Raw genomic sequence first — 25,968 nt, 5'->3', positions numbered from 1 at the left:
CTAGTAGCGGTAGTGCTCTGGCTTATACGGGCCCTCGACATCAACGCCGATGTATTCGGCCTGTTCCTTGGACAGCCGGGTGAGCTCGCCGCCAAGTGCCTCGACGTGAATGCGAGCGACCTTCTCATCCAGAATCTTCGGCAGACGATGGACAGAGTTGTCGTACTTATCACCGTTGCAGTAGAGCTCAATCTGCGCGATTGTCTGGTCGGCGAAGGAGTTCGACATTACGAAGGACGGATGTCCGGTGGCATTGCCCAGGTTGAGCAAACGCCCCTCGGAAAGCACGATCAGAGAGCGCTCTTCGCCGTCTGCATGCGGAAAGATGTACTCGGTGACCTGCGGCTTGATCTCCACACGACGGACATCATCGCGATGGTGCAGGCTATGCATGTCAATCTCGTTGTCGAAGTGCCCGATGTTGCCCAGCAGCGCGTGGTTCTTCATCTGCTGCATGTGCTCGAAAGTAATGACGTCCTTGTTGCCTGTGGCGGTGATGACAATGTCGACATCTGCGATGACGCTCTCAGTAGCGACAACGTCGAAACCGTCCATCAATGCCTGCAATGCGTTAATCGGGTCGGCCTCGGTGACCTGAACGCGAGCGCCCTGGCCAGCCAGTGCCTCTGCGCATCCCTTACCCACGTCACCGTAGCCACAGACCAGTACGTTCTTGCCGCCAACCAGCATGTCGGTACCGCGGTTGATGCCGTCCAGAAGGCTGTGACGGGTGCCGTACTTGTTATCGAACTTGGACTTGGTGACCGCATCGTTGACGTTCATGGCCGGGAATGGCAGCACTCCCTGCTCTGCGAAGTGGTAGAGGCGGTGGACACCAGTGGTGGTCTCCTCTGTGACACCCTTGACCGACTCTGCAATTCGGTGCCAACGGCCGGCATCCTTCTCCAGGCTGGCGCGAAGCATGTCCTTGAAGGCAATAAACTCATCCGAATCCGACTCTTCTGCAGGCGGCACCAGGCCAGCATCCTCGAATTCCATGCCCTTAATGACAGCCATGGTGGCGTCGCCGCCGTCGTCCAGAATCATGTTGGCATCTTCATCGCCCCAGTCGAAGATGCGGTCGAGGCACCACCAGTACTCTTCCAGTGTCTCGCCCTTCCAAGCGAAAACCGGAACACCCTGCGGGTCCTCCGGAGTGCCGTTTCGCCCAACGACGACTGCCGCAGCGGCCTCATCCTGAGTGGAGAAGATGTTGCACGAGGCCCAGCGGACCTGTGCGCCCAGCGCCGTCAACGTCTCGATGAGCACTGCGGTTTGAACCGTCATGTGAATGGAGCCGGAAATACGGGCACCGGCCAGTGGCTGCTGCTCCGCGTACTCTTCGCGCAGCGCCATTAGACCTGGCATCTCGTGCTCAGCCAGACGAATCTGGTGACGACCGGCCTCAGCCAGGGAGAGGTCTGCAACCTTGAAATCAATGTTCTTCGAGGACATGTAACGCTTTCTCTAGATTCTTTGACGTGAGATTCTTCTTAAAGAATTACTACTGGGGACGCGAGAGTTACTCTACCGCTTCGACGCAGTTTTCCAGCGCCGCCTGGTCAGACTCACTGAGTTCCCCCAGAAGACTATCGAAGACCTCGGATGCGATAGCCAACGCATCTTCCTCGCTGCCGTGCGCCTCGGAGATTCCCTCCCGGATGAAGCTGTAGTCCTCCACAATGTCACCGCCGCTAAATGGCGCACCATTCCAAATTGCAATGATCACAGCCGCCGCGAGTGCGCATGCTTTCTCATCGCTATTTTCGGAATCCACCCCAATGCGGCCAGCATCAATCAATGCACCAACACGATCCTGTGAGTCGAGATCCTGAACCTCATCGAAGAGTTCAATGACCGAATCGCTACCAAAAATCTCGGTATCCCAGATGGACATGATAGGTGGCCACGCTCCTTTCGCGCTTCGAACCAATAGCCAGTTTTCGCCTATCGACGAGCGCTTTCCAAAGAGCGCTTTTCGACGAGCCCACGGTAATCTGGCCGCCGACCTAAAAGCTGTCGCCTGCACGTACCGCTAGCCGGAGAACCGCATGTGGCCTTACCGAAGTTCTACCCGACTTTTCGTCACTTTTACAGTTCGAGAGACATATTTAATCCCTTCAACACAATTTTCACCCTAGAGAGAAGATAACGGGCATGTTAAGTTAGTTCCCAGACCTCGTAATGCAACTGTTATCTTTTTCGTTACAGGGCGACCTCACGCATGACACGAAAGGAGTACCTACCATGGTGAAGAAGGCTTTTGGAGCTCTTCTGCTTGCAGCCCTTCCCCTGAGCGCTTCGCTCGTAGGCTGCTCCGATAGCAATGCCGCCAAGGGTGCAAATCCGGAAAACGCCGGCTCTCAGTCGGAAATGGAGACCTCTGCTCCACTGCCTCCAGTTCCTAGTGATGCCGAGCTGCAGCAGACCACTGAACCGAATTCAGATTCCTCGCTGACTGAGACGAACGACAGTCTAGTATCTCGTCCGACCACGTCATCGAGCACCGAGATCGTTGAGGATCCGTACCTGCCACCGCAGGCGTACATCCCCCCGACTTCCACAAGCTCAAGTGCGACAACTCCGACGTCGACGACATCGACACCTCCGACGACCACGGAGACCACAGAGCCCACCTCTGACGACGTTTCTTCGCCGACGCCCAGCAAGCCGGTGCCACTGCTACCGGAAGATAACTCGGAAAAGCCGAACGACAGTCTTCCGGAAGGCGATGGTGGTGCAGCAGCTGAGCCGAAGCCGCCTTCATCGCAGGCGCAGTCCCAGTCGGGTACGCAAACCACAACTCCGTCCGAGACTCCTCAGAAGACTCCTTCGAAGGAGCCGACATCCCCGAAGGAGCCGACACCTCCGAAGGACCAGACCCCTTCGACGGAGAAGGACACCACTGGCGGCAATGGGGCTAGCAATAGCAAGATTTCCCCAATCCCGGAAAAGCCGAAGGACTCCGGATTCCTGGGAAATCTCTTCGATAACGACGAGGACTAACCCACCCGCGGGACGGTCGCGACAAAGACGGTTGCCCCGTCTTGGCGCGCAGTCAGCTCAATATCGGCTGCGTCGACAGCCGGAACCCAGGCCGCATGGCCGCTGGGAACCTCAACCACGGAGTCGTCGTGACGCAACGTAACCGTGCCCGCTGTAGACAACACAACCGTGGCGGAATCTTCGTCGAGCAGAACATGTTCGCCCGGCTCCAGATCCCGCGAACGAAGGCGGAACTCGCGCACCGGCGCGTCATAGTCATTCCAGCCATCATCGGTCAGCCGCGACTGCAGCACCGGATCTGGCAGCGGGCGGAAAGAGAGCACGCGCAGTAGCTCTACGACATCGACATGCTTAGAGGTCAGGCCTCCGCGCAGCACGTTGTCGGAGTTGGCCATGATTTCCACGCCCATGCCATTGAGGTAAGCATGCAGCTGTCCCGCACCAAGGTAGATGGCTTCGCCCGGCTGTAAGCGAAGGCGATTAAGCAGCATCGAGCCCAGGACTCCCGGGTCCCCCGGATACTTTCGAGCCAGTTCGCAGGTGGTCTCGGCTACTCGCGAGAACTCCTCGTCCTCGCCACTGTAATCCGCGCACTTGGCAGCCACGGCTTCGACCAGCTCATCGAGGACATCCTGGGGCAACGTCAACCACGTTGTAAACAATGCCCGCAGAGCGCTCTCGTCATCGGCGGCATCGAGCAGTCCCATGTAGTGGTCGAACTCCGGTACCGCCAGCGCCGCGAGCAACTCCTTCGTGCGCTCCACCGGGCGGAATCCGGCCAACGCGTCGAAGGTAGTCAGGGCGACAATGAGTTCTGGCTTGTGGTTATTGTCCCGGTAATTGCGGAAATGTGCAGTGGCCGGAATGCCCTCCGCATTTTCGCGTGCAAATCCCTCCTGAGCTTCTGCCAAGGTGGGGTGTGCCTGCAGCGACAGCGGCTCATCGGCTGCGAGCAGTTTCAACAGGAACGGCAGCCTGCCGTTGTCGGTGTCAATTGCGCATCCGAGCGCAGCCGCCGGATCCTGCGCAATGAGCTCATCCAGCGGCGTGCCGGCTACGGTGGCCGATGCCAGTGCATGCGCACCAAACCACAGTTCCGCCCAGGGCTTCGATGTGGGAGCGTCCGCACCGGTGATTCTCGCCAAATGTGTACGAGACCCCCAGGGGTACGACTGCAGCACGGGGTCCAACAGCTCCATGCCCGTATCACTCCTCTAATAGTCACTACTGGCGCAAGCACGCCAATCTCACCGAAGCCCCAAAAGCCTTCGGTGACACCCGGCGATTACGCAGAAAACGCCGCAATCGCACCAACTCTGGCTGCAGTAACACATACTTCAACCAGTGGATGATGAGTCTCCGCATCGAGCGCAGGGCACTCCACACGAGCCCATCCAGCTTCGCCGTAGTGGTCCCGGTAGTGGCTCACATTGTTCGGCGCAGCTAAAACAATCGCCCCCAACGGTAGCACTGTCGCCCCTTCATCCCCACCATCAATGAACGGGTCATAGAAAATATCCCGGCTTGCCTGGGGTTCTGCAGCGAGCAATGCGCCCACGCTAAGAGACAATTCGCTTATCGACGACGCTGCCGAGACCACGCCTGCCTCGAGCATCTGTAACGATGCCAGCTCCGCTACCGGCGCCAGCGCCGAGGTCGTCGACACTGCAAGCATTCTGCGGCCTGCCACCCACTGCGCTACCTGCCGCGCGGGGTTAACTGTTTCATCTCGCTGCGGAGCACAAGCGGCAATATCGGCGTCCACCGCATCGGCGACTTCCTCGACTATCCCAGCCGGAGCCAGAGCGGTGGCGCCACATTCGGTGAGCGCGCTGGCGATGGCACCGACATAGGCGGTAAAGGACGCCGACTCCGCCATCGCCGGGCGCGGAACCACAACCGTATCGGGGCTACCTGCGGCACGCAATGGCCCTTCACCGGGATCCACCACGACCGTGGCTGCTCCTCGCCTATGAGCTTCAGCCAGAGCTGCACCGAGTGGGCTGCCGGGGTTGTCGTCACAGACGATGACCAAATCGAGGGCGCCGACATAACTGGGCAACTGACGCGCAATTACGACCGGGCAGCGGATGTCGTCGGCAAGCGCGCGCACGGATTCGGCGGCGAGCTGCGCCCGACGATTTCCCACGAGGATGACCGCGCTGCGCGGCAGTGGAAGTTGAGCAAACGCTCCCCCGCGAGTCGCGGAGGCAGCAGCTCTGAGACCTGCGCCGGCAGTGGCCATACGGTAGAACAGGGCCTCTTGGCGCGGGTTATGGGAGGAGTCGAATGACGAGGTCATACTCCCAAGCATGCCTGAAAACGGGCGTGTGGGGTTGATTAACCGCGGATGATGCCGAGAACTTCGTCGACAAGCGCATCGACCTCAGCACGCGTCGGCGCCTCGACGTTCAGACGCAGCAGCGGCTCCGTATTGGAGGCCCGGACGTTGAACCACGCCTTGGAGTCCGCCAGCTCAATGGTCAGGCCATCCATCCAGTCCGAGGACTCGGTGCGATCGGCAAAGGCAGTCTCGATTTCCTTCTGCTTTGCCTGCTGCTCCTCTGCGCTGCCCAGGCGGGAATTAATCTCGCCGGAGGCCTCGTAGCGGTTGTACTCGGCCATGAATTCGCTCAGTGGCTTATCCTGCTCTGCCAGTGCGGCCAGGACATGCATGGCGGCGAGCATGCCGGAGTCAGCGTTAAAGAATTCCTTGAAGTAGTAGTGCGCCGAATGCTCGCCACCAAAAACAGCACTGTGCTCGGCCATTTGCGCCTTAATAAAGGAGTGCCCAACACGGGTACGAACCGGGGTTCCGCCGTTTTCCACAATCATCTCCGGCACGACGTGTGAGGTAATCAGGTTATGGATGATAGCCGCGCCCGGGTTCTGCTCCAGGTAGCGGGTGGCCACCAACGCACAGATGGCCGATGGGCTGACCGGGTTGCCCTTCTCGTCGACGACGAAGCAGCGGTCAGCGTCGCCATCGAAGGCAATACCGATGTCTGCGCCCTGCTCCACCGTGAACTTCTGCAGGTCAACGAGGTTGGCGGGCTCCAATGGGTTGGCTTCGTGATTCGGGAAGTTGCCGTCGAGCTCAAAGTAGAGGTCAGCAACATCCATGTCTTCCCCGAGCACTGCCGGGACTGTCAGTCCCCCCATACCGTTACCGGCATCGACTGCGATCTTCAGGCGACGGCCAGAGCGGATGTCGACCAGCCCATGGAGGAACGCCGCGTAATCCTGCAGAACATCCTCGTGATCAATTTCGCCCGGAGTGCCGGTGTACTCCGGGATTCCGTCGACAAGCAGATCCTTAATCTGAGCAAGCCCTGTCTCCTGCCCGATCGGGCGGGCGAGCGAACGGCACATCTTGATGCCGTTGTATTCAGCTGGGTTGTGGCTGGCAGTGAACATCGCGCCCGGGCATTCCTTTACTCCGGAGGCGAAATACAGCTCGTCCGTAGAGGTCAGGCCGAGCAGGGTGACGTTGAGCCCCTGTGCAGCCGCGCCGTCGGCGAAACTAGCCGCCAACTCCGGTGAGGACTCACGCATATCGTGGCCAACTACGGCACGTGTTGCGCCCTCTGAACGCATGATGTGTCCGAAGGCGGCGCCGATGGCTCCGACAAGATCCGCGTCGATGCCCTCACCGACAACACCGCGCACGTCATAGGCCTTGATGACGGCATCCAAATCGGAACGATTGTAAGTGCCCACGAAAAACCTCTCTGGGTAAGTATCAGTTTTGTGAAAAATGATACTAGCCCCAGAGAGGCTCTCACAAAGAAATGCCGCGGCAAGATGGCATGAGCTGGGGCACGGCGCCCGACCCGTTAGTCGTCCGAATCCTCCGGATCGCGAACTACATGCAGGTGACCGCGCGCGGATTTCCGCGTCGACGGGTGACGGCTGGAATCAATCTTGTAGGTCTGAGGACGGTTGTCGACCTCATCCCGCAGCACCAGGCCAGTCGCGTTGCGGCCAGCTTCACGGACGGCTTCCGCCAATGCGGTCAAATCATCATCGTCCTGGGCGGGCGTCGGCACGTCGTAACGCACGAGCTCCCAACCCAGCGGTGCGGTGATGGAACGCGCGTGCTTCTCACAGAGATCCCAGCTATGCGGTTCGGACGCGGCGGCGAGCGGCCCCACCACAGCCGTCGACTCCGCGTAGGCATACGTCAACGTAGCTACGGCAGGTTTGCCACAGCCGGGCCGGCAACAACGTCTAAAAACACTCACGGCATCAAAGTCTAGACCCTAACTTTAAGTTTCGATAGTTTTTCTCCCACTCCGGGCGTTTTTCGCTTTCCGACGCTCCCCGGGGCACCCCAGCCTTACCCAGCAAACCCGCGACATGGCCGAAAGTTGACCTCACCCACGTTGACAGGCCGACCGATTATGCTCAACAAATATGAATTCATCGGCTTATACTCCGCGCTCTTTGCGACGCTCACTGCGACGCGGTCGCGGACCTCGGGGACCTCTGCTGCCGCCGGAAGTACCTCGTTGGAAGAGCCGTTCAGAAGCTTTTGACCAGGCGGTTATTGACGCCTACGCCCCATTGGATCAGCGCTGGTCCCGACAACTGTCACACCTGGACATCGCCATCGACACGATTCCTCGCATGCAGTTACGCCCGGACATGTATTTCCCGGAAGAGATTGTCGCTGACGGACCTATACCGCTGGGACGGCTTATCCCCGCTGGCATTGACCGCGTAGGCAACCCCACCCGCCCCTGCGTAGTAGTGTTCCGCCGCCCCATTGAGCGCCGTGTCTCGGGTCGAGTGGAACTGGACCAGATGCTGCAATATGTACTGATCCGCCTGGTGGCGGTATATCTGGGCATTGATCCGGTTGAGGTGGACCCTAGTTTCAACGAGAACTTCCTGTAGAAAGCTTTCTTCTAAGGAGCTCCCTAGAGACCGGGTTAATAGACAAACAGTGTGTGATTCTCAAGATAGTAACTGGTCAGGCCCCATAAATTACCGGCTGCACGCGTGAATACGGGCTGCAAATGTGAAACTGTGCAAGTTTATGACACTTTCAGGCCATTTTTCGGGCGATTTTTGTCATAAACGCAGTCAGTAACTCGCATTAAGAACTAAGCGACAAAAGGGCCCACCCAGCGACATGCTGAGCGGACATATTTTCGTCTATTAACCCTAGAGAGCAGGAAAAACTCGTTCACCGAAAAATCCCCCAGGGTATTACCCAAGGGGAAACTGTGGCATTGCGTGCACACGAAAAACTAGCCGCGCGATCCTAGCCAATCTGCCGCTTCAAACGGCGGCGCTCACGCTCAGAGAGGCCACCCCAAATACCGAAGCGCTCATCATGCTCGAGAGCAAACTCCAGGCATTCATCTCGCACACCACAAGCACGACAAATACGCTTTGCTTCGCGAGTGGATCCACCCTTCTCAGGGAAGAAAGCTTCTGGATCGGTCTGGGCACACAGAGCTTGCTCCTGCCAGTCCTGATCGACGGCTTCAAACAACCCCGAAAGGTCATCTGCCCACTCTGTCAACGGCCGAGGCTGGTTTTCAGAGGAGCTATCATTCACAGCGATGTCACCCGCATTCGTCTCACTATCCACAGCAGAGCCGCCATCAAACATGCTGGACTTTTCCATGCCGAGGGCCTCCTGATGGTTGTTGCTGCGGGTCTTTAAATTGGGCTTAGTGTGCGAAACACACATTTGTGATTACACACGTGTAACCCACCATCGGTCAAGCCGAATAGAGAATTTGCCCCAATACTTTTCATTGCCCCTGAAGCCCCTCCCCCCGCGTTGGGGATTAAGTTCAGGTTGAAGGATGGTGCCCGAACCCTAAACCTGCCACCCAAACTCAATCACATTCACCACATGCCTCTCACCAGCAACTTTGGCGACACTTCGGCAACTCTAATCAGATATTGCCGACAAAAGTCTGACACGCCGAAGGCTGCAGACTAGACATCCGTCGAAAAACGTACTCCGTGATCGGGGATCTGGACGCCCGGCCACACACGGATACCGTTGATCAATTCACAGCGCGCACCAACGACGGCACCCTCGCCGATAATGGCATCACTGATGACCGTTCGCGGGCCAATATCGGCACCATCGGCAATCACAGAGCGCTCGATTACAGCACCGGCACCGATGCGTGCGCCGTCGAAGATCACCGATTGATCAATCCGAGCTCCCGCACCAATCTCCGCCCCACGGCCGACAACAGAGCCACCGTAGAGAAGAGCACCGCCACCGACCGACGCAGATTCGTCGACAAGCGCTTCGCCGTGCTTACCCTCTAGAAGTGGTGACGGCGCGATACCGCGGACCAAATCAGAGGAGCCGCGGACGAAGTCACCCGGAGTCCCCATGTCACGCCAGTAGGCGTAATCAACGTGACCGTAGACGTTCATACCGCGGTCAAGCAGCGCTGGGAAGATTTCACGCTCAACGCTAATGGGGCGACCAGCCGGAATCGACTCGATAATCTCGCGGCGGAACACGTAGATACCGGCATTAATCTGATCGGTCGGCGGATCCTGGGTCTTCTCCAGGAACTCCAGGACGCGCCCATCCTCATCGGTCGGAACACAGCCGAACGCGCGTGGATCCGGCACACGGACGAGGTGCATCGTGACGTCCGCATCCTTCTCCGCGTGGGTGCCCAACACCGCGCGCAAGTCGGTACCGCCGAGGACATCGCCATTGAAAATCATTGCGGTGTCATAGCGCAGCTTGTCTAGGACGTTTCGGATACCGCCACCGGTTCCCAGCGGCTCAGCCTCAAAGACGTATTCAATTTCGAGACCCAAATCCGAACCGTCGCCGAAGTGTTCTTCAAATACTTCAGCTCGGTAGGAGGTGCCCAATACCACGTGCTTCATACCTGCTGCACGAATGCGGCCAAGCAGATGCTCCAGGAATGGATGCCCTGCCGTGGGCAGCATCGGCTTCGGCGTATTCACGGTAAGGGGACGCAAACGCGTACCTTGCCCGCCGACCAGAATGACAGCGTCAGTCTGTTCAGCCAACGTGGCTCCCGCCTGCTGTGCAGCATCCGCTCCCGGCTGGAAGGCGGAGCCATGCCCAGCACTCGGACGAACTTCGGTAGTCATGAAATCGGTAACTTTCTTCGATGGATCGTTCCAACAGTTAATTAATTCCTACGCTTTTTGACCGCGATTATGACTTTGCCACGCAGGAACAGCCCCAAACGCAATGCCAGTCGCACAGGTGCCAGCGCCGGCCCCGGCAGGCGATCTGACATAAAACGGTATGCCGACTCGTGATGGGCCCTTACGGTAATTTCTGGGTGCTTACTGGCAGAATGGCCCTGCGCGTGACGAATCTCTGCACGGGGACAGAAAATATTGCTCCAACCGGCCTTGCCCAGTCGGTCACCCAAATCCACGTCCTCCATGTACATGAAGTAGCGGGTATCAAAGCCATCAATCTGGTCGAACGCATCCCACCGCAGCAGCAGGCATGCACCCGACAACCATCCCGCCGATCGCTCACGATCCATATCCGTGTCATCCCGGTAGTGACGTGAGAAAGGGTTAGTAGGCCAGATATCGGCAAGCAGCGCGTGTCCGATACCACTGACAAGTTTAGGAACCGCGCGTGCCGACGGGTACACGCTGCCATCCGCCTCGCGAATCAGCGGACCAATCGCTCCAGCTTTGGGATTGCGCTGCGCGCATTCCAACAGAACATCGATTGCGCCAGGGGCAAACACCACGTCAGGGTTGACCAGCATGACGTAATCAGGATTGATTTCACCAGCACGGCGAGCCCGCCCCAGCTCCGCAATGCCACGGTTGGCGGCCGCGCCATAGCCAATGTTGCCGCCGGTGCGCAGAAGCTGAACATCCGCTCCGGTCTCCTTGGCCCGAGCTTCTTCCTTCTCCACGGAACCATCCGTCGAGCCGTTGTCGGCCATAATCAGACGCGTGGAGGCACTGGCGGCGGGGCCCAGCGAATCCACCAGCTTGCTCAGGTGCTCACCGGGCGAAAAGGTCACGGTGACCACACCGAGCGGAAGCTGCGAGGGTTGCGGGGAATTCGAGGTTTCAATCACAAACCTAGACCCTAGGTCAGGACTGCCCGCAAAGTGTCCTGCCACTCCGGAAGCGCATGTAGACCTACCTCACTCCATGCCGAACCATCCAACACGGACCAGGCCGGACGTGGGGCCGGACGTGGGAACTCACTGCTGGTACAAGCCACCACACGCTGCGGATCGTGACCGGTGAGCCGAAACACTTCGCGAGCCACCTCGAACCATGTCGCCTCACCGCTGCCCGTGACATGGAAGGTGCCGGTCGGTGCGCTGCTCGGTTCGGACAACACACGTTCGGACAACTCCCAGACAGCTCCGGCGAGATCACCGACAAATGTGGGGTTTCCGTGCTGATCGTCAACGACCTTAATAATTGCCGGATTGCCTTTGTCGTCAGTCGCCGTCTCTGCCAGACGCATCATCGTGGAAACGAAGTCCTTGGCCTCCGGCTGTGTGGGCCCCGACCAGACCCACGCCGTGCGCAAAATAGCGAAACGCGCACCCGAATCACGCACATTATTCTCCCCCACTAACTTGGTACGTCCATACATAGTCTGAGGCGCGGTGAAATCATCAACTCGCAGCGCTCGGCGCTGCCCCGTCATCTCATCGATTGCTACATCACCGAAGACATAGTCGGTGGAGATGTGAATGAGATACGCGCCTTCTTTTTTCGCCCGAGCCGCCAAGTACTTCGGTCCAAGTGCATTGATAAGGTGCGCCGAACCGGGATCGGATTCTGCGCCATCGACATCGGTCGCCGCTGCCGCGTTAATGATGATGTCGACGTCGTCAAGCAGAGGCGTTGCCTCCACAGCAGCCGAATCAGTGATATCCAACTGTGCCCGCGTAAGAGCGAGCACCTCAACATCGGCGGCGAAAGAATCACACTGAAGCGCAGTACCCAGCTGTCCCGCCGCGCCAGTTATGGCGACAATGGGACGCCGCGAGTTGCTGTGGGTTGGTCCAGGAGTGGCGAAATGCGAGACTGAAATTTCGGACATATTCTTCTTTATCACTATCGTAGATACGATTGACACTGTGTTGAGGTGTAACCGCACACGGTTGGACGGTTAAGGTTTATGTAGTTTCCGCAGCTGCTTACTGCTCTCCACGATGTGTGGAATGCCCACGCAGACATGCAGCACAAATTATATTTTCGAAAACGGTTTAAGAGGAGCCCCGGTTTGAGCAGCCACACGCCACGCGCGCGTCACGCACGCGATATTCAAGCGCCACCGTCCTCTGCAGAGAGTACCGCCCAAGCTTGGCCGCCGATGCTGCGCAATGCGCTTGTGCTGCTCTCGGCCATTATCCTGGTTATTTCCGCAGTTGGCTGGTGGACACTCGGTAGGACCACCGACAACTTGGGTTCGGGTGGCGACTTCGGTCTGGGCAGTGAGAAGGACGGTGCAACCGATATTCTGCTCGTCGGCTCCGACTCCCGCACCGATGCCCAGGGCAACCCGCTGACTCCGGAAGAAGTTGAGCTTCTGCGTGCCGGCGACGAAGAAGCCACGAATACAGACACGATTATTGTGATTCGTGTTCCTGCCGATGGTTCTTCAGCGACGGCAATTTCCATTCCGCGCGATACCTATGTCCACACCAATCGCCTAGGCAACACAAAGATCAATGGTGTCTACGGCAATACAAAGCAGATGGTGGAAGAAGAACTCGCAGGAAGCGGGGCCTCGCCGGAAGACATTGAGCGTCGCTCGACCGAGGCCGGACGTAGAGCTCTGATTGAGACCATTAGCGACCTCAGCGGTATCACCGTTGACCACTACGCAGAAGTTGGCCTGCTCGGCTTCGTCCTGCTCACCGACGCCATCGGCGGTGTCGATGTATGTCTGAATGAGGCTGTTTACGACGAGTTCTCTGGTGCGGACTTCCCGGCGGGCTCACAGACGTTGAAGGGTGCCGACGCGCTCTCATTCGTCCGCCAGCGCCACGGCCTGCCCCGCGGTGACCTCGACCGAATTACTCGCCAGCAGGTCTTCATGGCCTCGTTCACCAATAAGCTGCTCGGCGCTGGCACGCTGTCTAATCCCGCGAAGCTGTCTGAACTGGGCAACGCCGTCCAGCGTTCGGTGGTGCTCGACGACAACTGGGATGTCACCGGATTTGCCACCCAGATGCAGGGCCTCAGTGGTGGCAACGTGAAGTTTGAAACTATCCCGGTGACCTCGATTGACGGTGTCGGTGACTATGGCGAGTCGGTGGTCACAATCGATAAGGGCCAGGTTCACAAGTACTTCGAGACCCTGCTGGGCACCAAGGAAGAAAAAGCTCCGGCGAAGGAAGAAGACGAAAAGAAGGCTGACCCCAACGCGGCTGAAACTACGGTCAGCGTTTACAACGCCACAGGCATTGAAGGTTTGGCCAGCGGCGTCTCAGGTTTCTTAACGGAAAAGGGCTACACCCAGGGCGAGGTCGGCAACGCTGAGTTCGCCGGCGTTGCCTCCAGCCAGATCAATGCGGCTGACCCAGAGGATCCGGCAGCGCAGGCCATCTCTGAGGCACTCGGTGGCGTACCGATTGTCCACGATCCATACCTCGACCCGCACCACATCTCAGTGACAATTGCCGGTGACTACGAAGGCCCGGGATTGACATCAGAGGGAATGGCCGCTGATTCGGGCGACGGTGCCGAACCCGCGCCTGAAGTCGAAGATGGTTCCAATGGCGATGTCATCGGCCAGGAAGGCGGGGCAATTCCGCAGGAAGATCGCCCCGCTATCGACGCCGCCGGCGTGACCTGCGTGAACTAGGCCCGTCCCTTCGGGGAGACCTCAGCGACATGTTCGATGAGGTTATATTCCTCAATTGCGGCCAAGGCCTCCTTGGCCTCCTGTTCGTCCAGCACGTTCATGATGAACCCGTTCTGGACGAACACCCAATCACCTGCCACCAGCTCAGGCACGTACATTGCCGAGCATTGCCGCTTCTGCCCCGCCATATCCACCGTCGCCATCGGCAATGGACCATCGGCGATTGCCAAAACCCGGGCAGGGATTCCAAGACACATCGTGTTACTTCGTCCTCTCCACTACAGTCGGGCGTCCGCCGAACCAGGGCTATCCGTTGTTATATTGTCCGCAGGTGCACCGGCATGTTCCTGCATCGTGAATGTCATCACTCCCGCAGGTGCCGAACTACACGGTAGGCACGGATCAGCGGCCCAAATCGACTTCTCGACCCCCGCAGTCTCCCCGCCACCGCACAGCTGCTCGGTAAGCATACGCGTCAGCCAGGGTTCATTCTGCGCAGTCGGTGTCATAATCTGACAATCCGTAATGATGCCGTCAGCTCCTGCCGTATAACGATGCACTAACAGCCCACGTGGCCCGTCAATCATCCCGACACCACTGCGATGTCCTTCAAAGTCAGCATTCTCAATCGCCGTCGCAGCATTCGGATTGCACACATGGTCGCCGAGCAGCTCCCCGTCGGCAAGCACCCGCTTCGCCCAGGCCACGGTGTCGGCGAGAAGCTGGCGTTGGGCGTCGCGTGGGCTGATTCCACGCTTATCGACGACAACCTGCCTGGAGACCGGCCCCACCCGGTAAAAATCTGCCCGCTGACCTTCACAACCATCCTTGCCCAGCTCCTTCGAGGCATCAAACACCGGCCTGGGAGCGGCATCGCCCGGACGGGATTCCCGAACACGTGTAGGCCAATCAGCAGCCGGGAAAATCTGCGCTGCGGTATCGGTGTCGTGCCGCGCGACTGCCAGGTAATTTCCCAGCGGAGCAAGTTCACCGTCAGCGTCGACGACTGCGACGTCGAGACCGTCAAAAGTATCCGTCCAAGCACCAGAAGCATCGGGGGCGGCAAGAAGCTCCACTTCCTTGATTACCGCCGTCTCAGCCAGCGCCTCCAGAGCACTTTCGGCCTCAGAAACAAGCGTCTTATCCACTGCCGCGCGCACACCGCCGGGGACGGCGACATCCGGGAAGTGCGACGGTGCCCCCGCTGCACGCATCAGAGCTTTTCCCGCACGCTTCATTGCCCGCGCCCCCTCGCGGTCGGCGGCCACAAACTTGGTCGCTAGATTATCCAAGGTCGACCCGGCCGCCAGCAGCTCTCGAATCAACTGTGCGGTGCGGGGAATATCGGAAATCCCGTAGAGGTCCTCCACCGCCCGTACACCTGCAAGATGATGCACAACCGGGCACAGGCCACACAGCCGCTTGGTGATATCTGGCACATCTAATGCCTGCTTGCCCACGAGCATCCCGTCGATACGCGGCAGCCCTGAAAGGTCGAAGGACACCTGTGTGATGGCGCCGTTGTCATCGCGATAGACATCCAGTCGTGCCTCGAATGGGTCAACAAGCTCATCGAGCTGGATGTGCTGGGTAACCGGAACGGATTTGGATGACATGGTCCGCCTGCGCCTCCTTCGCGCTGAGTGCTTCGCCATAATGGTATCTGTGCATGAGCTTGGATTGTTGACCAGCGTGGTGGAAAAGATTGCCGAGGTCTGCCCGGGACGTACCGTGACAAAGGTGTCAATGCGTGTGGGCGACCGCTCCGGGGTCGTCTACGATTCCCTCATCGCCGCATGGCCTGTGGCCAGTGCCGCGACGCAGTGTGAGGGCGCCGAGTTAGATGCCGAGCTCATTGTCTCGACGGTCTACTGCCCCACCTGCGAGGCTGAGCATGAAATTGATGAATTCTATGCTCTAACCTGCCCTGTCTGCGGCACCCCAACTGCGGATTTGCGGCACGGCCGCGAGTTTGAAATCTCCAGTATTGAGGTCAGCGCTGAGGGCGAGGGTTAGACGTCACTGTCGCGCTCGTCGGCAAGCCAGCTGTCGATGAGCTCGCGCGCAACCTCAGTCGCCTCCTCAATGCCGCCAAGTGCCGTGTTGCTGAGCCCCACCACCATGTCGGCAGACTCGTAGACCACTCCCACCACACCGACGCGCTCAGGCTCCTGCCCCAGCAGTCGCGCCGCGGTGAGCAAATCCAGCAAGCCGACCTGATGCGCGGACAGCTTTGCCGCCAATAGTCTAGGGATCTGGTCACCGACGAGCTTGACGACGGTACCGGGATCCCCCGGACCAGCGAGAGCGTCGAGCAACAATAGGTTCTTGGCCTCCTGCACGATGGGCAGCAACTCCATACCGCAGGTGCCACCATCGATGTAGGCAACCGCACCCGTCCATTCGTCCCCTCGCCCGGCGAGGTTCGCAGGATCATCGAGGTTGGAGGGCGACCAGACCAGATGCGCAGAATCCCCGGCCTGCGTTGTCTGCCCCATGCCTGCAGATTCCAGTTCTGGGGCAAGGCGCCTCAGCAGCTCGAGACCAATGCCGTCGTCGCCCATGACGGGGTTGCCGATGCCAAGAACCGTCACCAACGGAGTGCCAGCATCAGCACCGGTGACTGCGTCGGACACCTTATCGTTACCCAATGATCTCCTATCCAATGCGTGGAGAGTCAACCGGTTGCGTGCCGCGCGGTAGCCAGACAGAGCCACCAATCATCGAGGACAGACCACCGTGGTTGTGTACCGCATCAGAGCGGATAACCAGGTAGACGTGAATGATGGCGAAGAGCCAAATCAGGTACATGATGATTGTGTGAATCAGGCGGAAGTAGCCGATGCCAATCCAGTGCGTGGGCATAGCCAACAGCTGGAAGAACCAGTTGGACTGGTCCATCATCGCGTATAGCGACAAACCTGTGAGCATCTGGATGAAACACATCGCGTAAATGCCGGTGTACGCCAGCTGCTGCAGCGGATTGTGTGCGAAGTAGAACGGCCCTTCCTTGCGCAGGAAGAGGTAGTACTGCATCGTGTGCCAGAGGTCTTTAACATCCTGCTTGTTATAAATCGGCCATAGCGCACGCCATCGTGTTTGTCGGTCGTGGGTAACAAACAGCAGAATGACACGCCATAGCCCCACCGCGATCCATAGGAATCCGGCTAAGAAGTGCGCGAAACGGACATATCCCATCGCGAATCCCGCGGCCGAGCCGTCATAGGTGCGCTCAGTCAAATAGGGCTGCATGATGTACCAGCCAGTAAAGGTCATCACCAACATCAGCGCCAGGTTCAACCAATGTTGAACGCGCAGCGCCCATCCCCACAGGTGAACCTCGACCCACGAACCGGAGCCCTTCTTGTTCTCCGCAATGGCCTCGTCGAGTTTCCGCAGCCCCATTGCCACGAATCCTTCGAAGATGAACTCTCCGATGATATTTCCGTCTTTGTCAATGGGCGCAAGCGCGACGCCCATGCTGCGGTGCCCGCGACCATGATGCATGTTCGCGTTACGACGAAGTAGAACGCCTTCCTCACGGGACATCGTGGATGCCTCAACGACCGCATTCAATTCACCGCGCATGATGGCGACATCGACCGTTTGATCCGCAATGTTGAGGCCGTGCACCTTGGCAATGGAGTAACGGCGGTCAGGCGTCGCCGGGTCGTAGGAATCCGGGGTCAGTTTCATCAGTGGCGTGCCGTCGAGGTGGAAAAGATCGTCACGACGACGACGCAAGCTGACCTTTAGCGCAAGGTCGACAGGATCGCGGGAGTCGTCCGGGACAATTGCTGCGGCCTGAATGACCTCGGATGGCGACAACCAGTGGCTGGTGTGTGCGTCAATAACCGCAATAACCAGGGGGTTGCCCTTGGAATCTTTTAGTCGCAGTTCCGGATTTTCACTCACTGGGGGTGTCATGCCGTCGTCACCTTAAACATTTCCTGACCAGCCGGATCCAAAATGTGGACTGCGCAGGCCATACATGGATCGAAGGAATGAATCGTGCGAAGTGGTTCAAGCGGCTGCTCGGGATCAACCAGCGGATGTGTGCCATCGCCAGCCAGCGCGTGCTCGTATGGGCCAAGCTGCCCCTTCGGGTCACGGCCACCGGCCAGCCACGTGGTGGGAACCACGGCTTGGTAGTTGGTCACCTTGCCATTTTCAATTTTGACCCAGTGGCTGAGCATGCCACGAGCGACCTCGAGGAAGCCCACGCCCTGGCACTTTTCCGGCCACGTGGTCGGCTCCCAACGGCTGTTGTCGAAGACATCGATGTCGCCGTTCTTCAGGGCCTCAACGAACTCCGGGAAAATGTGATCTGCCAAGTAATTGGCGGTGGTCACAGACTCCACAGCACGTGCGTAGGTGCGTCCCGCAGTGGAGTTCATCTGCTCAATGCGCAGGTCGAGCTTATCCATGACCTCGTCGACCAGGCGCATTGTCTCCGGCTCCTTCTGCAGGTATGCCAACAGCACACGAGCAACCGGGCCAACTTGAACAGCGCGACCGTCGTAACGCGGCGCCTTCGACCAGGTGTACTTTTCATTGTCCGACAACCACTCGTACGGCGGCTTCGGGCCGGTGTAGTTCACAGTTGTTTCGCCGTCATACGGCTTGAGGCCGACATCATCGCCGGCTTCCTGCGTATACCAGGCGGAGTTGATGAATTCCTCGATCTTTTCCGGCTGGAATGGGTGGAGCTTGGTGTAGTCACCGTCGAGAATGACACCGGGCTTGATGTCTGGATGCACGGTCTGGACACGGGACTTAGCCGGGTCGCCGGAGTAAGTGGCGCCGGCCATGCCTACCGCCAGGAAGCTGTCGGAGGAGCGACCGATGTCGAAGTAGTCCTTGTAAACGCTCATGATGGCGACTGCATCTGGGTAGAAGCAGTCATTGACGAACTCCACGATCTCGTCGATCCAGGACTTGATCTGATCAATGCCGACTTGGTTGACCGTCTCAGAGCGTTCCGGGTCGATGGAGCACGCCATGCCTCCGACCAGGAAGTTCGGGTGTGGGTTCTTACCGCCGAAGACGGTGTTAATGCGGATGATAGAGCGCTGGAAAGCCAAGGCGTCGAGGTAGTGCGACACTGCCATCAGGTTGGCCTCAGGTGGCAAGCGGTAGTCCTCATGTCCCCAGTAGCCGCCGGTGAAGATGGACAGCTGGCCGGAGTCCACAATGCCCTGCACGGTCTCCTTGACCCGGGCGAAGGTTTCTTCGTTGTTGCCCTTCCACGTCGAGCCGATCGACTGCGCGAACTCAACGGTCTTCTTCGGATCTGCCTCGAGAGCCTTCGTGACATCAATCCAGTCCAGACCGTGAAGATGGTAGAAGTGCACGACGTGGTCGTGAATCTCCTGCGAGCCAATCACCAGGTCGCGAATACGACGTGCCTGCGGGGGCGGTGTCGAGCCAATGGCATCTTCGACAGCGGCAATGGACGCCACTGAGTGAGTACCCGTGCACACACCACAGATACGACCAACGAATGCCCAGACATCGCGAGGATCGCGGTTTTTCACAATGGTTTCGATACCGCGGAACTGAGTAGTCTCACTCCACGCGGTTTTGATCTGGTCTCCCTCGCGTTCCAGCTCAATGCGAAGGTGTCCCTCGATTCGGGTAATCGGGTCGATTACAACTTTTTCCGTAGCCATGTCCTATGCCCCCTTAGTTGTCCTTCGAATCGGATGCTGTCTCGCTCTGCGTGCCTGGTGCGTTTGAAGGAAGGTCGACCATCGGTGGCTTCCGGCCTTCCACACCACCAAACGCAGCCAACACCTTTTCTTCGCCGTTGGAGCGCCTTATCTTCAGTTCCTTCACCAGTGTGAGTCCGCCATGGACCGCGGCACCTGCGGCAGTGGCAGCCAGCAGTCCAACGCCGACCGTGTTCACGCTGGACTCCACTCCAATACCCGGGATTCCCGGCAGCTTGTCGTAGAACGGAGTGAACTGGTCGAAGAAGTCCTTCTCAGTACAGCCAATACATGGGTGACCAGCACCAATTGGCCAACCGGACTTAAGGTTCCACTGCACGATTGGGCATGGGCTAAACGTGGATGGCCCCTTACAGCCGACCTCGTAAAGGCACCAGCCGTTTCGTGCGCCTTCGTCGTCGAAGGTTTTCACGAACTGACCGGCATCGTAATGCGCGCGACGCGGGCAGGAGTCGTGAATACGCTGGTCATAGGCAAACTTTGGCCGCCCCTCAGCGTCGACCTCCGGTGTCTTGCCATAAGTGAGTACGTACGTCAGGGTGGCCGTAATCACCTCACCAATCGGCGGACAACCAGAGACGTTAATCACCGGCTTGTCCTTGATAATCTCATCGACACCCTTGGCACCGGTCGGATTCGGCTTAGCAGCCTGGACAGAACCCCAGACTGCGCAGGCACCAACGGCCAGGATTGCCGTGGCCTTCTCAGCAGCCTCGAGCAGCACCTGTTCTGCCGACTTACCGCCAATGGTGCAGTACGCACCGTTCTCGCCGGTCGGAATCGAGCCATTGACCACCAGAATGTGATCCTCGGCATTCATGTCGTCCAAAGCCTTTTCAGCCGCATGCCCGGACGGTGCCATGAGCAGCTCGTTGTAGTCCATCGAAACCAGGTTCAGCACCACATCTTCAGCAGTGGTGCCTCCGGAACGCAATACGGATTCCATACATCCGGTACATTCCTGCAACTGCAGCCAAGCCACCTTCGGCTTCTTTACAGCCGAGAGCTTATCTGCGATTTCCTCCGCCGAGGGAGTCAGTGACTGCGCCGCAGCCTCACCGACATTCGGAGTTCCGGCGGCAAAAATTGCCGCCATAGTGCCACAAAACTTCATGAAACTGCGCCGTGAGACACCAGCTCTAGCGAGGTTTTCGCCGAGGGTCCCTTCCTGCCAATTCGCGCCACTAATCATTTTTTCGCTGCGCCTTCTGCTTAGTTATTAGGAATATTGGTTTCGAGGTTTTACAACTACCAAGGCCCATTGCCTATACATGGCCAAGTATAGCGACCTAAGAACAACCTGAATAATGGTGCTGCGCTGCGGTTATAACAAAATAATATGCAAGATAAATGTTGCGTAAATATAGCTCCAGGTACAGGTAGTGAACGTGAAAAACCGCCGCAGATTACAGCGGGATATCACCTATCCCCCACTAAGGTGGAGCGAAGCGAGGGGGGGGTAACGGGGCCGTCGTCAAGCATGCCGTGACGCCCCCCATTGCTTCACGACGGCCCCCGGCGCGCGCTTAATCAACCAGCGCAGGGTTGACCCAACGGAGCCATTCGTCGATGCCCTCCCCGGTCTTAGCGGAGACCTCAATCACCTTCACGCCTGGATTGACCTTTTCCAGGTTGGCGCGGAAGAGCTCCATGTCGAAGTCAAGGTACGGGGCAAGGTCCATCTTGTTGATAACCACCACCTGTACAGAGCGGAACATCACCGGGTACTTGACCGGCTTATCCTCCCCCTCGGTGATGGAGTAGACCATTGCCTTGCGAGTCTCACCGACCTCAAACTCAGCCGGACAGACAAGGTTTCCCACATTTTCAATCATGACCAGGTCAAGCGTGGACAGATCCAGCCCCTCGAGCGCGCGGGAGACCATCGGGGCGTCCAAGTGGCATTCACCACCGAATCCGTTGCCCGTGTTCAGCAGCGAAATCTGTGCCCCGTAACCCTCCAGGCGGTCGGCATCGAGAGCCGTCTCAATATCGCCCTCGATAATGCCGACGCGCAGCTTTCCCTGCGCAGCCGCCAGTGTCTTCTCCAACAGCGCAGTCTTGCCTGAACCCGGGGAGCTCATCAGGTTGATGGATTCCACGCCATGCTCAGCAAGCAGCTCGCGATTATGCTCCGCGCGGTGGTCGTTCTCGCTGAAGATGTCCTCGAGGATGGTCACGCGTTCCACGCCGGTTTCATAACCCGAGTGGTCGCCGTGGCTAGTGTCATCGGGATCGGCGAGATGAACGTGGTCATGGCCGTGATGGTGGTCATGGTCGTGGTCATGATGATGGTGGTGATGGTGGTGTGCGTCATCGCCGTCATGCCGGTGGAAACGTCCCATGATAAAACCGTCTTTCCTACTTGTGCGTGTCGACGTCGATGTCGACGATTGTGAACTCTTCCCCCGAGATTACGCGTCCCGGCTTTCCACACGTGGGGCACAGCAGGCCGTCGAGTGGCCCCACCTGTTCGCGATGCCCGTGCGCGCATTCGACAACCGCAGGTACCCAGTCAATATCCAATTTCGCGTCCCCCAAACCGGTATCGCGACTGACGAAATCCCACGCGTATGAAAGGGTTTCTGGCACAACCTGCCGTAGAGCGCCTATCCGCAGGTGCACAGTGCGTACAGTTCGACCTTCGGCTGCTCTCGTGACAACCTTCGCTAACTGCATGCTCAACGCTACTTCGTGCACAATCTCCAAACTAGCAGTGCGAACGGACCCGAGCCGCTTACGTAAAGTTGAATGCATGGAAAAGGCAGGCGCGACCGGGGCGGGGATGGGTACGAGCATTCAACGCATTCGCTGGCGTATCGAAGGTATCGTCCAGGGGGTCGGATTCCGCCCTTTTGTCGCCACCATCGCCCGGCGCGCGGGTCTCGTCGGCTTCTGTGGCAACGATGAGCAGGGCGTATTCATCGAGGTAGAAGGCACGTCGGACGCCCTCGCTGCCTTCCGCAGCCAGCTTTTCACCGAACTGCCGGCGCTTGCCCGCATCATCAATCACTCCGCCGAGCACATCGCGGCACTGGGCCATGAGCGCGAGTTCACCATCGTGCCCTCTCGCCACAGCTACTCCGGCCGCGCACTGCTTCCGCCCGACACTGCACTGTGCCCGGACTGCCGCCGTGAGTTTTTCGACCCTACCAACCCGCGCTACCTCTACCCTTTCATCTCCTGCACCAACTGCGGACCGCGCCTGTCCATCATCACTGAACTGCCCTACGACCGCCCGCGCACCACTATGGCGGCCTTTCCGATGTGCACCCCGTGCGAGCGCGAGTACACCGACCCCACCGACCGCCGCTATCACGCTCAGCCAATCAGCTGCTTCGACTGTGGCCCGCGTCTGAGCTGGCACGATGCAGGCGGCACCACCACCGCCACCTCCCGCGAGGAGGTTCTCGCGCTCTTTCGTCGCGCACACGCACTGCTTGACGACGGCGCCCTGCTCGCCGTCAAAGGTATTGGTGGTTTTCACCTGGTCTGCGATGCCACCAATGACGCTGCCTGCGAGAAACTACGGATGCGCAAACGTCGACCCGACAAACCGTTGGCGGTAATGGCCCCCACTGTTGACACTGCTGCCCAACTGGTTGAGTTAACTGAGCAGGAGAAGCGTTTCCTCGACTCCCCTGAGGCACCGATTGTGATTGCACCGAAGCAGCGGTCGGGGCCGCTTTCCAATCTCATCGCACCGGGCCTCGACAGCTTCGGGATTATGCTTCCGTACTCAGGCATTCACCTGCTGCTTTGCGATCGCCCGCTCGTGGTCACCAGCGGCAACCTCAGTGGCGAGCCCGTGTGTACCGACAATGTCGATGCGCTGAAGAAACTCGGTCACATCGCCGACGCTTTCATCCTCCACGACCGCGAAATCCACGTACCCGTTGAAGATTCGGTTTTCATCGGCACCGCCCCATCACGCCGGTCCCGCGGCTTCGCTCCCGTCCCCGTTTCAATCACGCCCACCGATTCTCGTAGCCACACTGGCCCTGGCCCTGGCACTGACACTGGCCCTGGCACCAGCGCCCGGAACACGTCCCAACCCACCATTTTCGCGACCGGCGGAGAGCTGAAGAACACTTTCGCTATCGCGCATGGGGACCTCGCTCACGTCTCCGCGCACATTGGCGACATGGGTTCGTGGGCCAGCCAGAAGGCCTACCAGAGAGCAGTTGACCAGCTCCTTTCCATGCGCGATGCGACCCCGGATCTTGTCGTCTGCGATCTTCATCCGGGCTACGCCACTACCGCCTTCGCCGAACGCTTCGCCGCCGAGCACGACATCGAACTCCTCGCAGTTCAGCACCACTTCGCACACGCGCTCTCCCTACTCGCGGAGCACCGTCTCCTCTCCCCCAATGCGGGTCGCGCCGTCGTCGCCACCCTCGACGGCACCGGCTACGGCACTGATGGCACCATCTGGGGCGGCGAGATCCTCACGCTCAGTCGCAGTTCCGCAAACTGGGAACGCACCTGGCACTGCCCCACTTTCCCGTTGGTCGGCGGAGATCGCGCCGTCACACACCCGTGGCGGCTCGCCCTCGGTCTCACTCACGCATGGGAGCTTAACGACGACCACCTTGTGCGCAACCTCTCCAACGAGCGCGAAGTAGCCCTGGTTAAAAGCCAGTTGGCGACGGGAGTTGGCACAGTGCAAACTTCATCTCTCGGCCGCATATTCGATGCCGCCGCAGCACTGCTGCTTCCTCGCTGGCGCGGTGGCGGAGCCATCAGCTACGAGGCGCAAGCGGCCATGGAGTTGGAGGCAGCGGCGACTCGCTACGTGAGGTCACATGCGGAAGCGCTTGGAGCGGTCAGTTCAGAGACCAAGCCAGTGCCCTTCCAGGACGTCATTCGGGAAGCGGTAGCTTCGCCTGACGCTGAGCAGGCCGCATTTGTGTTTCACGGTGGGGTCGCGGGTGTCGTCGGCAAGCGATTGGTGCAGGCTGCGGAGGAAGCCGGCACCGATGTTGTCGGCGTCAGCGGGGGTTGCGCGAATAATGCGCTGTTGATGGAGCTGCTGCGGCGCGAAGTTGCAGCTGAGGGCATTACTCTGTTGCAGCATCAAATTGTGCCGCCGGGCGATGGCGGATTGAGTCTTGGTCAGGCGGTGGCCGGCCGCCTGCTGGCGGCAACGGGCATGGATGTCTAGCAGATGCGCGGCAGCGGGTCGCCGACCAACATGTCCACCATGCGGGTGCCACCGAATCCGGTGACCAGTACCACGGAAGCGGCGGGCTCGTCCTCGATGGAGCCGATATCACAAGCCTCGGAAGCCCCGGCTGCGTGGAGCGCACTGAGCGCTGCCTCGGATTGCCCGGCGGGGACAACGGCGACGAAGGTGCCTTCATTGGCGACGTAGAGCGGATCTATGCCGAGCATGTCACAGGCGCCACGGGTCATTTCACGGACCGCAATGGAATCGTCGTCAAGTACGACACCAAGACCGGTGCCACGGGCGAGCTCGTTGGCGACCGTGCCGAGGCCGCCACGAGTGGCATCGCGCATCCAGCGAGTGCCGGGGGCAGCTTCAAGTAGTGCCTCGACCAGGCCGTTGACGGCACGGGTATCGGACTCGATAGGCGCGGCCAGAGCCAAGTCGCCGCGGGCGAGCATGACGGCCATGCCGTGATCGGCGATTGGACCGGAGACGAGGATGCGGTCTCCGGCCTCGATGTTTGCGTAGACAGATCCTTTCGTAGCGGCACCGGCGTAGTCGCCGCGGACCACGCCCATCCCGGCCGTGGTGATGTAGACCTGGTCACCTGCGCCCTTCGGCACAACCTTGGTGTCGCCGGCGACGATGCTCACCCCTGCGGCATCGGCAGCGACGCGCATACTCGCCACAATGCGGCGCAGAGTCGCAATCTCCAGCCCCTCTTCCAGAATGAACGATGCGGTCAGCGCCAGGGGCCTGGCTCCAGCTACCGCCAGATCGTTAATCGTGCCGTTGACGGCCAAATCCCCGATGTCGCCGCCCGGGAACTCGATGGGATTGACCACATAGGAGTCGGTGGACATTGCCAACCGCGCCCCACCATGTGCAGAAGCTGCCGCAGCCTCGACGACGGCTTCGGCAGCGAACAGCCCGGAGTCGCCACCCTGCCCTAAAATTTCATTGCCATAGGCGTCGAAAAAGACCTGTTCAACCAGAGCTGCGGAGGCCTTTCCACCGGAGCCGTGTTGCAAGGTGACGTAATCGTCGAGAAGCCTGAACGGACGTGCCCGAACGCGACCAATATTGGTGTTTACCTTGGCTTCGTTGGTGTTCAGACGATTCTTCGGCTGCATGCTCACTATCCCTAACTTCACAGCTGGTGGCGGACAAAACTGCTTGCGTCACTCGTCCTTCGAAAACGAGGTTCGCTGCCTCTGATGGTA

24 protein-coding genes are annotated in these 25,968 nt (G+C 59.1%); 5 read left to right on the top strand and 19 right to left on the bottom strand.

What is annotated here, in order from left to right; all coding sequences use genetic code 11:
• Entirely contained in the window at nucleotides 1–1,455 is a 1,455-nt protein-coding gene (gene ahcY, locus CHU70_RS06875) for an adenosylhomocysteinase (protein ID WP_069359453.1), read from the bottom strand.
• A 67-nt stretch (nucleotides 1,456–1,522) separates the two neighbouring features.
• Nucleotides 1,523–1,897, bottom strand: a complete 375-nt coding sequence (locus CHU70_RS06870; RefSeq protein ID WP_038627901.1) for a DUF4259 domain-containing protein — start codon at nucleotides 1,895–1,897, stop codon at nucleotides 1,523–1,525.
• A gap of 350 nt (nucleotides 1,898–2,247) precedes the next feature.
• Here CHU70_RS06870 and CHU70_RS06865 point away from each other — a divergent pair, with 350 nt between their 5' ends.
• A complete protein-coding gene (locus CHU70_RS06865) occupies nucleotides 2,248–3,006 on the top strand; it encodes a hypothetical protein (RefSeq protein WP_069359452.1) in 759 nt (252 codons plus the stop codon).
• Here the strand turns inward: CHU70_RS06865 and manA are convergent.
• The 4 genes from manA to CHU70_RS06845 all read right to left on the bottom strand — a co-directional run bounded on the left by manA (nucleotide 3,003) and on the right by CHU70_RS06845 (nucleotide 7,250).
• Nucleotides 3,003–4,205: a mannose-6-phosphate isomerase, class I gene (gene manA / locus CHU70_RS06860; RefSeq protein ID WP_048731660.1), complete on the bottom strand. Its 1,203-nt coding sequence runs from the start codon at nucleotides 4,203–4,205 to the stop codon at nucleotides 3,003–3,005. The two genes, CHU70_RS06865 and manA, sit on opposite strands and share 4 nt — an antisense overlap.
• A gap of 86 nt (nucleotides 4,206–4,291) precedes the next feature.
• Complete coding sequence (locus CHU70_RS06855; protein ID WP_049193299.1) at nucleotides 4,292–5,308, bottom strand: hypothetical protein; 1,017 nt, start codon at nucleotides 5,306–5,308, stop codon at nucleotides 4,292–4,294.
• Nucleotides 5,309–5,346: 38 nt separating this feature from the next.
• On the bottom strand, nucleotides 5,347–6,726 hold the full coding sequence (locus CHU70_RS06850; RefSeq protein ID WP_080985611.1) for a phosphomannomutase/phosphoglucomutase: 1,380 nt from the start codon (nucleotides 6,724–6,726) through the stop codon (nucleotides 5,347–5,349).
• 116 nt (nucleotides 6,727–6,842) lie between these two features.
• Nucleotides 6,843–7,250, bottom strand: a complete 408-nt coding sequence (locus CHU70_RS06845) for a DUF3499 domain-containing protein (protein ID WP_005509890.1) — start codon at nucleotides 7,248–7,250, stop codon at nucleotides 6,843–6,845.
• A 172-nt stretch (nucleotides 7,251–7,422) separates the two neighbouring features.
• Between CHU70_RS06845 and CHU70_RS06840 the strand changes: the two genes are divergently transcribed.
• Nucleotides 7,423–7,905 carry a metallopeptidase family protein gene (locus tag CHU70_RS06840; protein WP_147719155.1) on the top strand — a complete coding sequence of 161 codons (483 nt, stop codon included), beginning with the start codon at nucleotides 7,423–7,425 and terminating at the stop codon, nucleotides 7,903–7,905.
• Nucleotides 7,906–8,275: 370 nt separating this feature from the next.
• Here the strand turns inward: CHU70_RS06840 and CHU70_RS06835 are convergent, their stop codons facing one another.
• The 4 genes from CHU70_RS06835 to rfbD all read right to left on the bottom strand — a co-directional run bounded on the left by CHU70_RS06835 (nucleotide 8,276) and on the right by rfbD (nucleotide 12,073).
• Nucleotides 8,276–8,644 (bottom strand): WhiB family transcriptional regulator, encoded by a 369-nt coding sequence (locus CHU70_RS06835; RefSeq protein ID WP_005510060.1) that lies wholly within the window; start codon nucleotides 8,642–8,644, stop codon nucleotides 8,276–8,278.
• Nucleotides 8,645–8,964: 320 nt separating this feature from the next.
• Nucleotides 8,965–10,122, bottom strand: a complete 1,158-nt coding sequence (locus tag CHU70_RS06830) for a sugar phosphate nucleotidyltransferase (RefSeq protein WP_048731655.1) — start codon at nucleotides 10,120–10,122, stop codon at nucleotides 8,965–8,967.
• A gap of 41 nt (nucleotides 10,123–10,163) precedes the next feature.
• Nucleotides 10,164–11,087, bottom strand: a complete 924-nt coding sequence (locus tag CHU70_RS06825; RefSeq protein ID WP_048731652.1) for a glycosyltransferase family 2 protein — start codon at nucleotides 11,085–11,087, stop codon at nucleotides 10,164–10,166.
• Nucleotides 11,088–11,098: 11 nt separating this feature from the next.
• The gene (gene rfbD, locus CHU70_RS06820) at nucleotides 11,099–12,073 is read right to left on the bottom strand and encodes a dTDP-4-dehydrorhamnose reductase (RefSeq protein WP_070545744.1); all 975 of its coding nucleotides are present in this window, start codon (nucleotides 12,071–12,073) and stop codon (nucleotides 11,099–11,101) included.
• Nucleotides 12,074–12,208: 135 nt separating this feature from the next.
• On the opposite strand from rfbD, the gene CHU70_RS06815 reads away from it, so the two are divergent.
• A complete protein-coding gene (locus CHU70_RS06815; protein WP_370449627.1) occupies nucleotides 12,209–13,843 on the top strand; it encodes an LCP family protein in 1,635 nt (544 codons plus the stop codon).
• Here the strand turns inward: CHU70_RS06815 and CHU70_RS06810 are convergent.
• Nucleotides 13,840–14,100, bottom strand: coding sequence for a HypC/HybG/HupF family hydrogenase formation chaperone (locus CHU70_RS06810; RefSeq protein WP_016422191.1), 261 nt, complete (start codon nucleotides 14,098–14,100; stop codon nucleotides 13,840–13,842). The two genes, CHU70_RS06815 and CHU70_RS06810, sit on opposite strands and share 4 nt — an antisense overlap.
• 21 nt (nucleotides 14,101–14,121) lie before the next feature.
• The gene (locus tag CHU70_RS06805) at nucleotides 14,122–15,459 is read right to left on the bottom strand and encodes a nickel-dependent hydrogenase large subunit (RefSeq protein ID WP_147719156.1); all 1,338 of its coding nucleotides are present in this window, start codon (nucleotides 15,457–15,459) and stop codon (nucleotides 14,122–14,124) included.
• Nucleotides 15,460–15,499: 40 nt separating this feature from the next.
• Between CHU70_RS06805 and CHU70_RS06800 the strand changes: the two genes are divergently transcribed.
• On the top strand, nucleotides 15,500–15,859 hold the full coding sequence (locus CHU70_RS06800; protein ID WP_172954599.1) for a hydrogenase maturation nickel metallochaperone HypA: 360 nt from the start codon (nucleotides 15,500–15,502) through the stop codon (nucleotides 15,857–15,859).
• Here the strand turns inward: CHU70_RS06800 and CHU70_RS06795 are convergent.
• The 6 genes from CHU70_RS06795 to CHU70_RS06770 all read right to left on the bottom strand — a co-directional run bounded on the left by CHU70_RS06795 (nucleotide 15,856) and on the right by CHU70_RS06770 (nucleotide 22,254).
• Nucleotides 15,856–16,440 (bottom strand): hydrogenase maturation protease, encoded by a 585-nt coding sequence (locus tag CHU70_RS06795; RefSeq protein ID WP_049191165.1) that lies wholly within the window; start codon nucleotides 16,438–16,440, stop codon nucleotides 15,856–15,858. The genes CHU70_RS06800 and CHU70_RS06795 overlap by 4 nt on opposite strands.
• A 61-nt stretch (nucleotides 16,441–16,501) precedes the next feature.
• Nucleotides 16,502–17,770, bottom strand: coding sequence for a Ni/Fe-hydrogenase, b-type cytochrome subunit (gene cybH, locus CHU70_RS06790; protein WP_016422187.1), 1,269 nt, complete (start codon nucleotides 17,768–17,770; stop codon nucleotides 16,502–16,504).
• Nucleotides 17,767–19,515, bottom strand: a complete 1,749-nt coding sequence (locus CHU70_RS06785; RefSeq protein WP_016422186.1) for a nickel-dependent hydrogenase large subunit — start codon at nucleotides 19,513–19,515, stop codon at nucleotides 17,767–17,769. Before CHU70_RS06785 ends, cybH begins: the two co-directional genes overlap by 4 nt.
• 13 nt (nucleotides 19,516–19,528) lie before the next feature.
• Nucleotides 19,529–20,767 (bottom strand): hydrogenase small subunit, encoded by a 1,239-nt coding sequence (locus CHU70_RS06780; RefSeq protein WP_016422185.1) that lies wholly within the window; start codon nucleotides 20,765–20,767, stop codon nucleotides 19,529–19,531.
• A gap of 334 nt (nucleotides 20,768–21,101) precedes the next feature.
• Nucleotides 21,102–21,920 (bottom strand): hydrogenase nickel incorporation protein HypB, encoded by an 819-nt coding sequence (gene hypB, locus CHU70_RS06775; RefSeq protein ID WP_147719157.1) that lies wholly within the window; start codon nucleotides 21,918–21,920, stop codon nucleotides 21,102–21,104.
• 16 nt (nucleotides 21,921–21,936) lie between these two features.
• On the bottom strand, nucleotides 21,937–22,254 hold the full coding sequence (locus CHU70_RS06770) for a hydrogenase maturation nickel metallochaperone HypA (protein WP_081636710.1): 318 nt from the start codon (nucleotides 22,252–22,254) through the stop codon (nucleotides 21,937–21,939).
• 76 nt (nucleotides 22,255–22,330) lie between these two features.
• Between CHU70_RS06770 and CHU70_RS06765 the strand changes: the two genes are divergently transcribed.
• The gene (locus CHU70_RS06765; protein WP_147719158.1) at nucleotides 22,331–24,739 is read left to right on the top strand and encodes a carbamoyltransferase HypF; all 2,409 of its coding nucleotides are present in this window, start codon (nucleotides 22,331–22,333) and stop codon (nucleotides 24,737–24,739) included.
• Here CHU70_RS06765 and hypE read toward each other — a convergent pair.
• On the bottom strand, nucleotides 24,736–25,878 hold the full coding sequence (gene hypE, locus CHU70_RS06760; protein ID WP_049172775.1) for a hydrogenase expression/formation protein HypE: 1,143 nt from the start codon (nucleotides 25,876–25,878) through the stop codon (nucleotides 24,736–24,738). The genes CHU70_RS06765 and hypE overlap by 4 nt on opposite strands.
• Between the last annotated feature and the right edge of the window lie 90 nt (nucleotides 25,879–25,968).

Source organism: Corynebacterium sp. LK10, assembly GCF_008042455.1.
In the GTDB taxonomy this organism is placed as follows: Bacteria; Actinomycetota; Actinomycetes; order Mycobacteriales; family Mycobacteriaceae; genus Corynebacterium; species Corynebacterium jeikeium_D.
Note: the sequence above shows the minus strand (reverse complement) of the source record. Positions and strands in the feature narration are given on the sequence as shown.

Excerpts from the sequence above, each read along its gene's own strand:
- ahcY (WP_069359453.1), bottom strand. The coding sequence starts at position 1,455 with ATGTCCTCGAAGAACATTGATTTCAAGGTTGCAGACCTCTCCCTGGCT.
- CHU70_RS06870 (WP_038627901.1), bottom strand. The coding sequence starts at position 1,897 with ATGTCCATCTGGGATACCGAGATTTTTGGTAGCGATTCGGTCATTGAA.
- CHU70_RS06865 (WP_069359452.1), top strand. The coding sequence starts at position 2,248 with ATGGTGAAGAAGGCTTTTGGAGCTCTTCTGCTTGCAGCCCTTCCCCTG.
- manA (WP_048731660.1), bottom strand. The coding sequence starts at position 4,205 with ATGGAGCTGTTGGACCCCGTGCTGCAGTCGTACCCCTGGGGGTCTCGT.
- CHU70_RS06855 (WP_049193299.1), bottom strand. The coding sequence starts at position 5,308 with ATGACCTCGTCATTCGACTCCTCCCATAACCCGCGCCAAGAGGCCCTG.
- CHU70_RS06840 (WP_147719155.1), top strand. The coding sequence starts at position 7,423 with ATGAATTCATCGGCTTATACTCCGCGCTCTTTGCGACGCTCACTGCGA.
- CHU70_RS06835 (WP_005510060.1), bottom strand. The coding sequence starts at position 8,644 with ATGGAAAAGTCCAGCATGTTTGATGGCGGCTCTGCTGTGGATAGTGAG.
- CHU70_RS06830 (WP_048731655.1), bottom strand. The coding sequence starts at position 10,122 with ATGACTACCGAAGTTCGTCCGAGTGCTGGGCATGGCTCCGCCTTCCAG.
- rfbD (WP_070545744.1), bottom strand. The coding sequence starts at position 12,073 with ATGTCCGAAATTTCAGTCTCGCATTTCGCCACTCCTGGACCAACCCAC.
- CHU70_RS06815 (WP_370449627.1), top strand. The coding sequence starts at position 12,209 with ATGCAGCACAAATTATATTTTCGAAAACGGTTTAAGAGGAGCCCCGGT.
- CHU70_RS06810 (WP_016422191.1), bottom strand. The coding sequence starts at position 14,100 with ATGTGTCTTGGAATCCCTGCCCGGGTTTTGGCAATCGCCGATGGTCCA.
- CHU70_RS06805 (WP_147719156.1), bottom strand. The coding sequence starts at position 15,459 with ATGTCATCCAAATCCGTTCCGGTTACCCAGCACATCCAGCTCGATGAG.
- CHU70_RS06800 (WP_172954599.1), top strand. The coding sequence starts at position 15,500 with ATGGTATCTGTGCATGAGCTTGGATTGTTGACCAGCGTGGTGGAAAAG.
- cybH (WP_016422187.1), bottom strand. The coding sequence starts at position 17,770 with ATGACACCCCCAGTGAGTGAAAATCCGGAACTGCGACTAAAAGATTCC.
- CHU70_RS06785 (WP_016422186.1), bottom strand. The coding sequence starts at position 19,515 with ATGGCTACGGAAAAAGTTGTAATCGACCCGATTACCCGAATCGAGGGA.
- CHU70_RS06780 (WP_016422185.1), bottom strand. The coding sequence starts at position 20,767 with ATGATTAGTGGCGCGAATTGGCAGGAAGGGACCCTCGGCGAAAACCTC.
- hypB (WP_147719157.1), bottom strand. The coding sequence starts at position 21,920 with ATGGGACGTTTCCACCGGCATGACGGCGATGACGCACACCACCATCAC.
- CHU70_RS06770 (WP_081636710.1), bottom strand. The coding sequence starts at position 22,254 with ATGCAGTTAGCGAAGGTTGTCACGAGAGCAGCCGAAGGTCGAACTGTA.
- CHU70_RS06765 (WP_147719158.1), top strand. The coding sequence starts at position 22,331 with ATGGAAAAGGCAGGCGCGACCGGGGCGGGGATGGGTACGAGCATTCAA.
- hypE (WP_049172775.1), bottom strand. The coding sequence starts at position 25,878 with ATGCAGCCGAAGAATCGTCTGAACACCAACGAAGCCAAGGTAAACACC.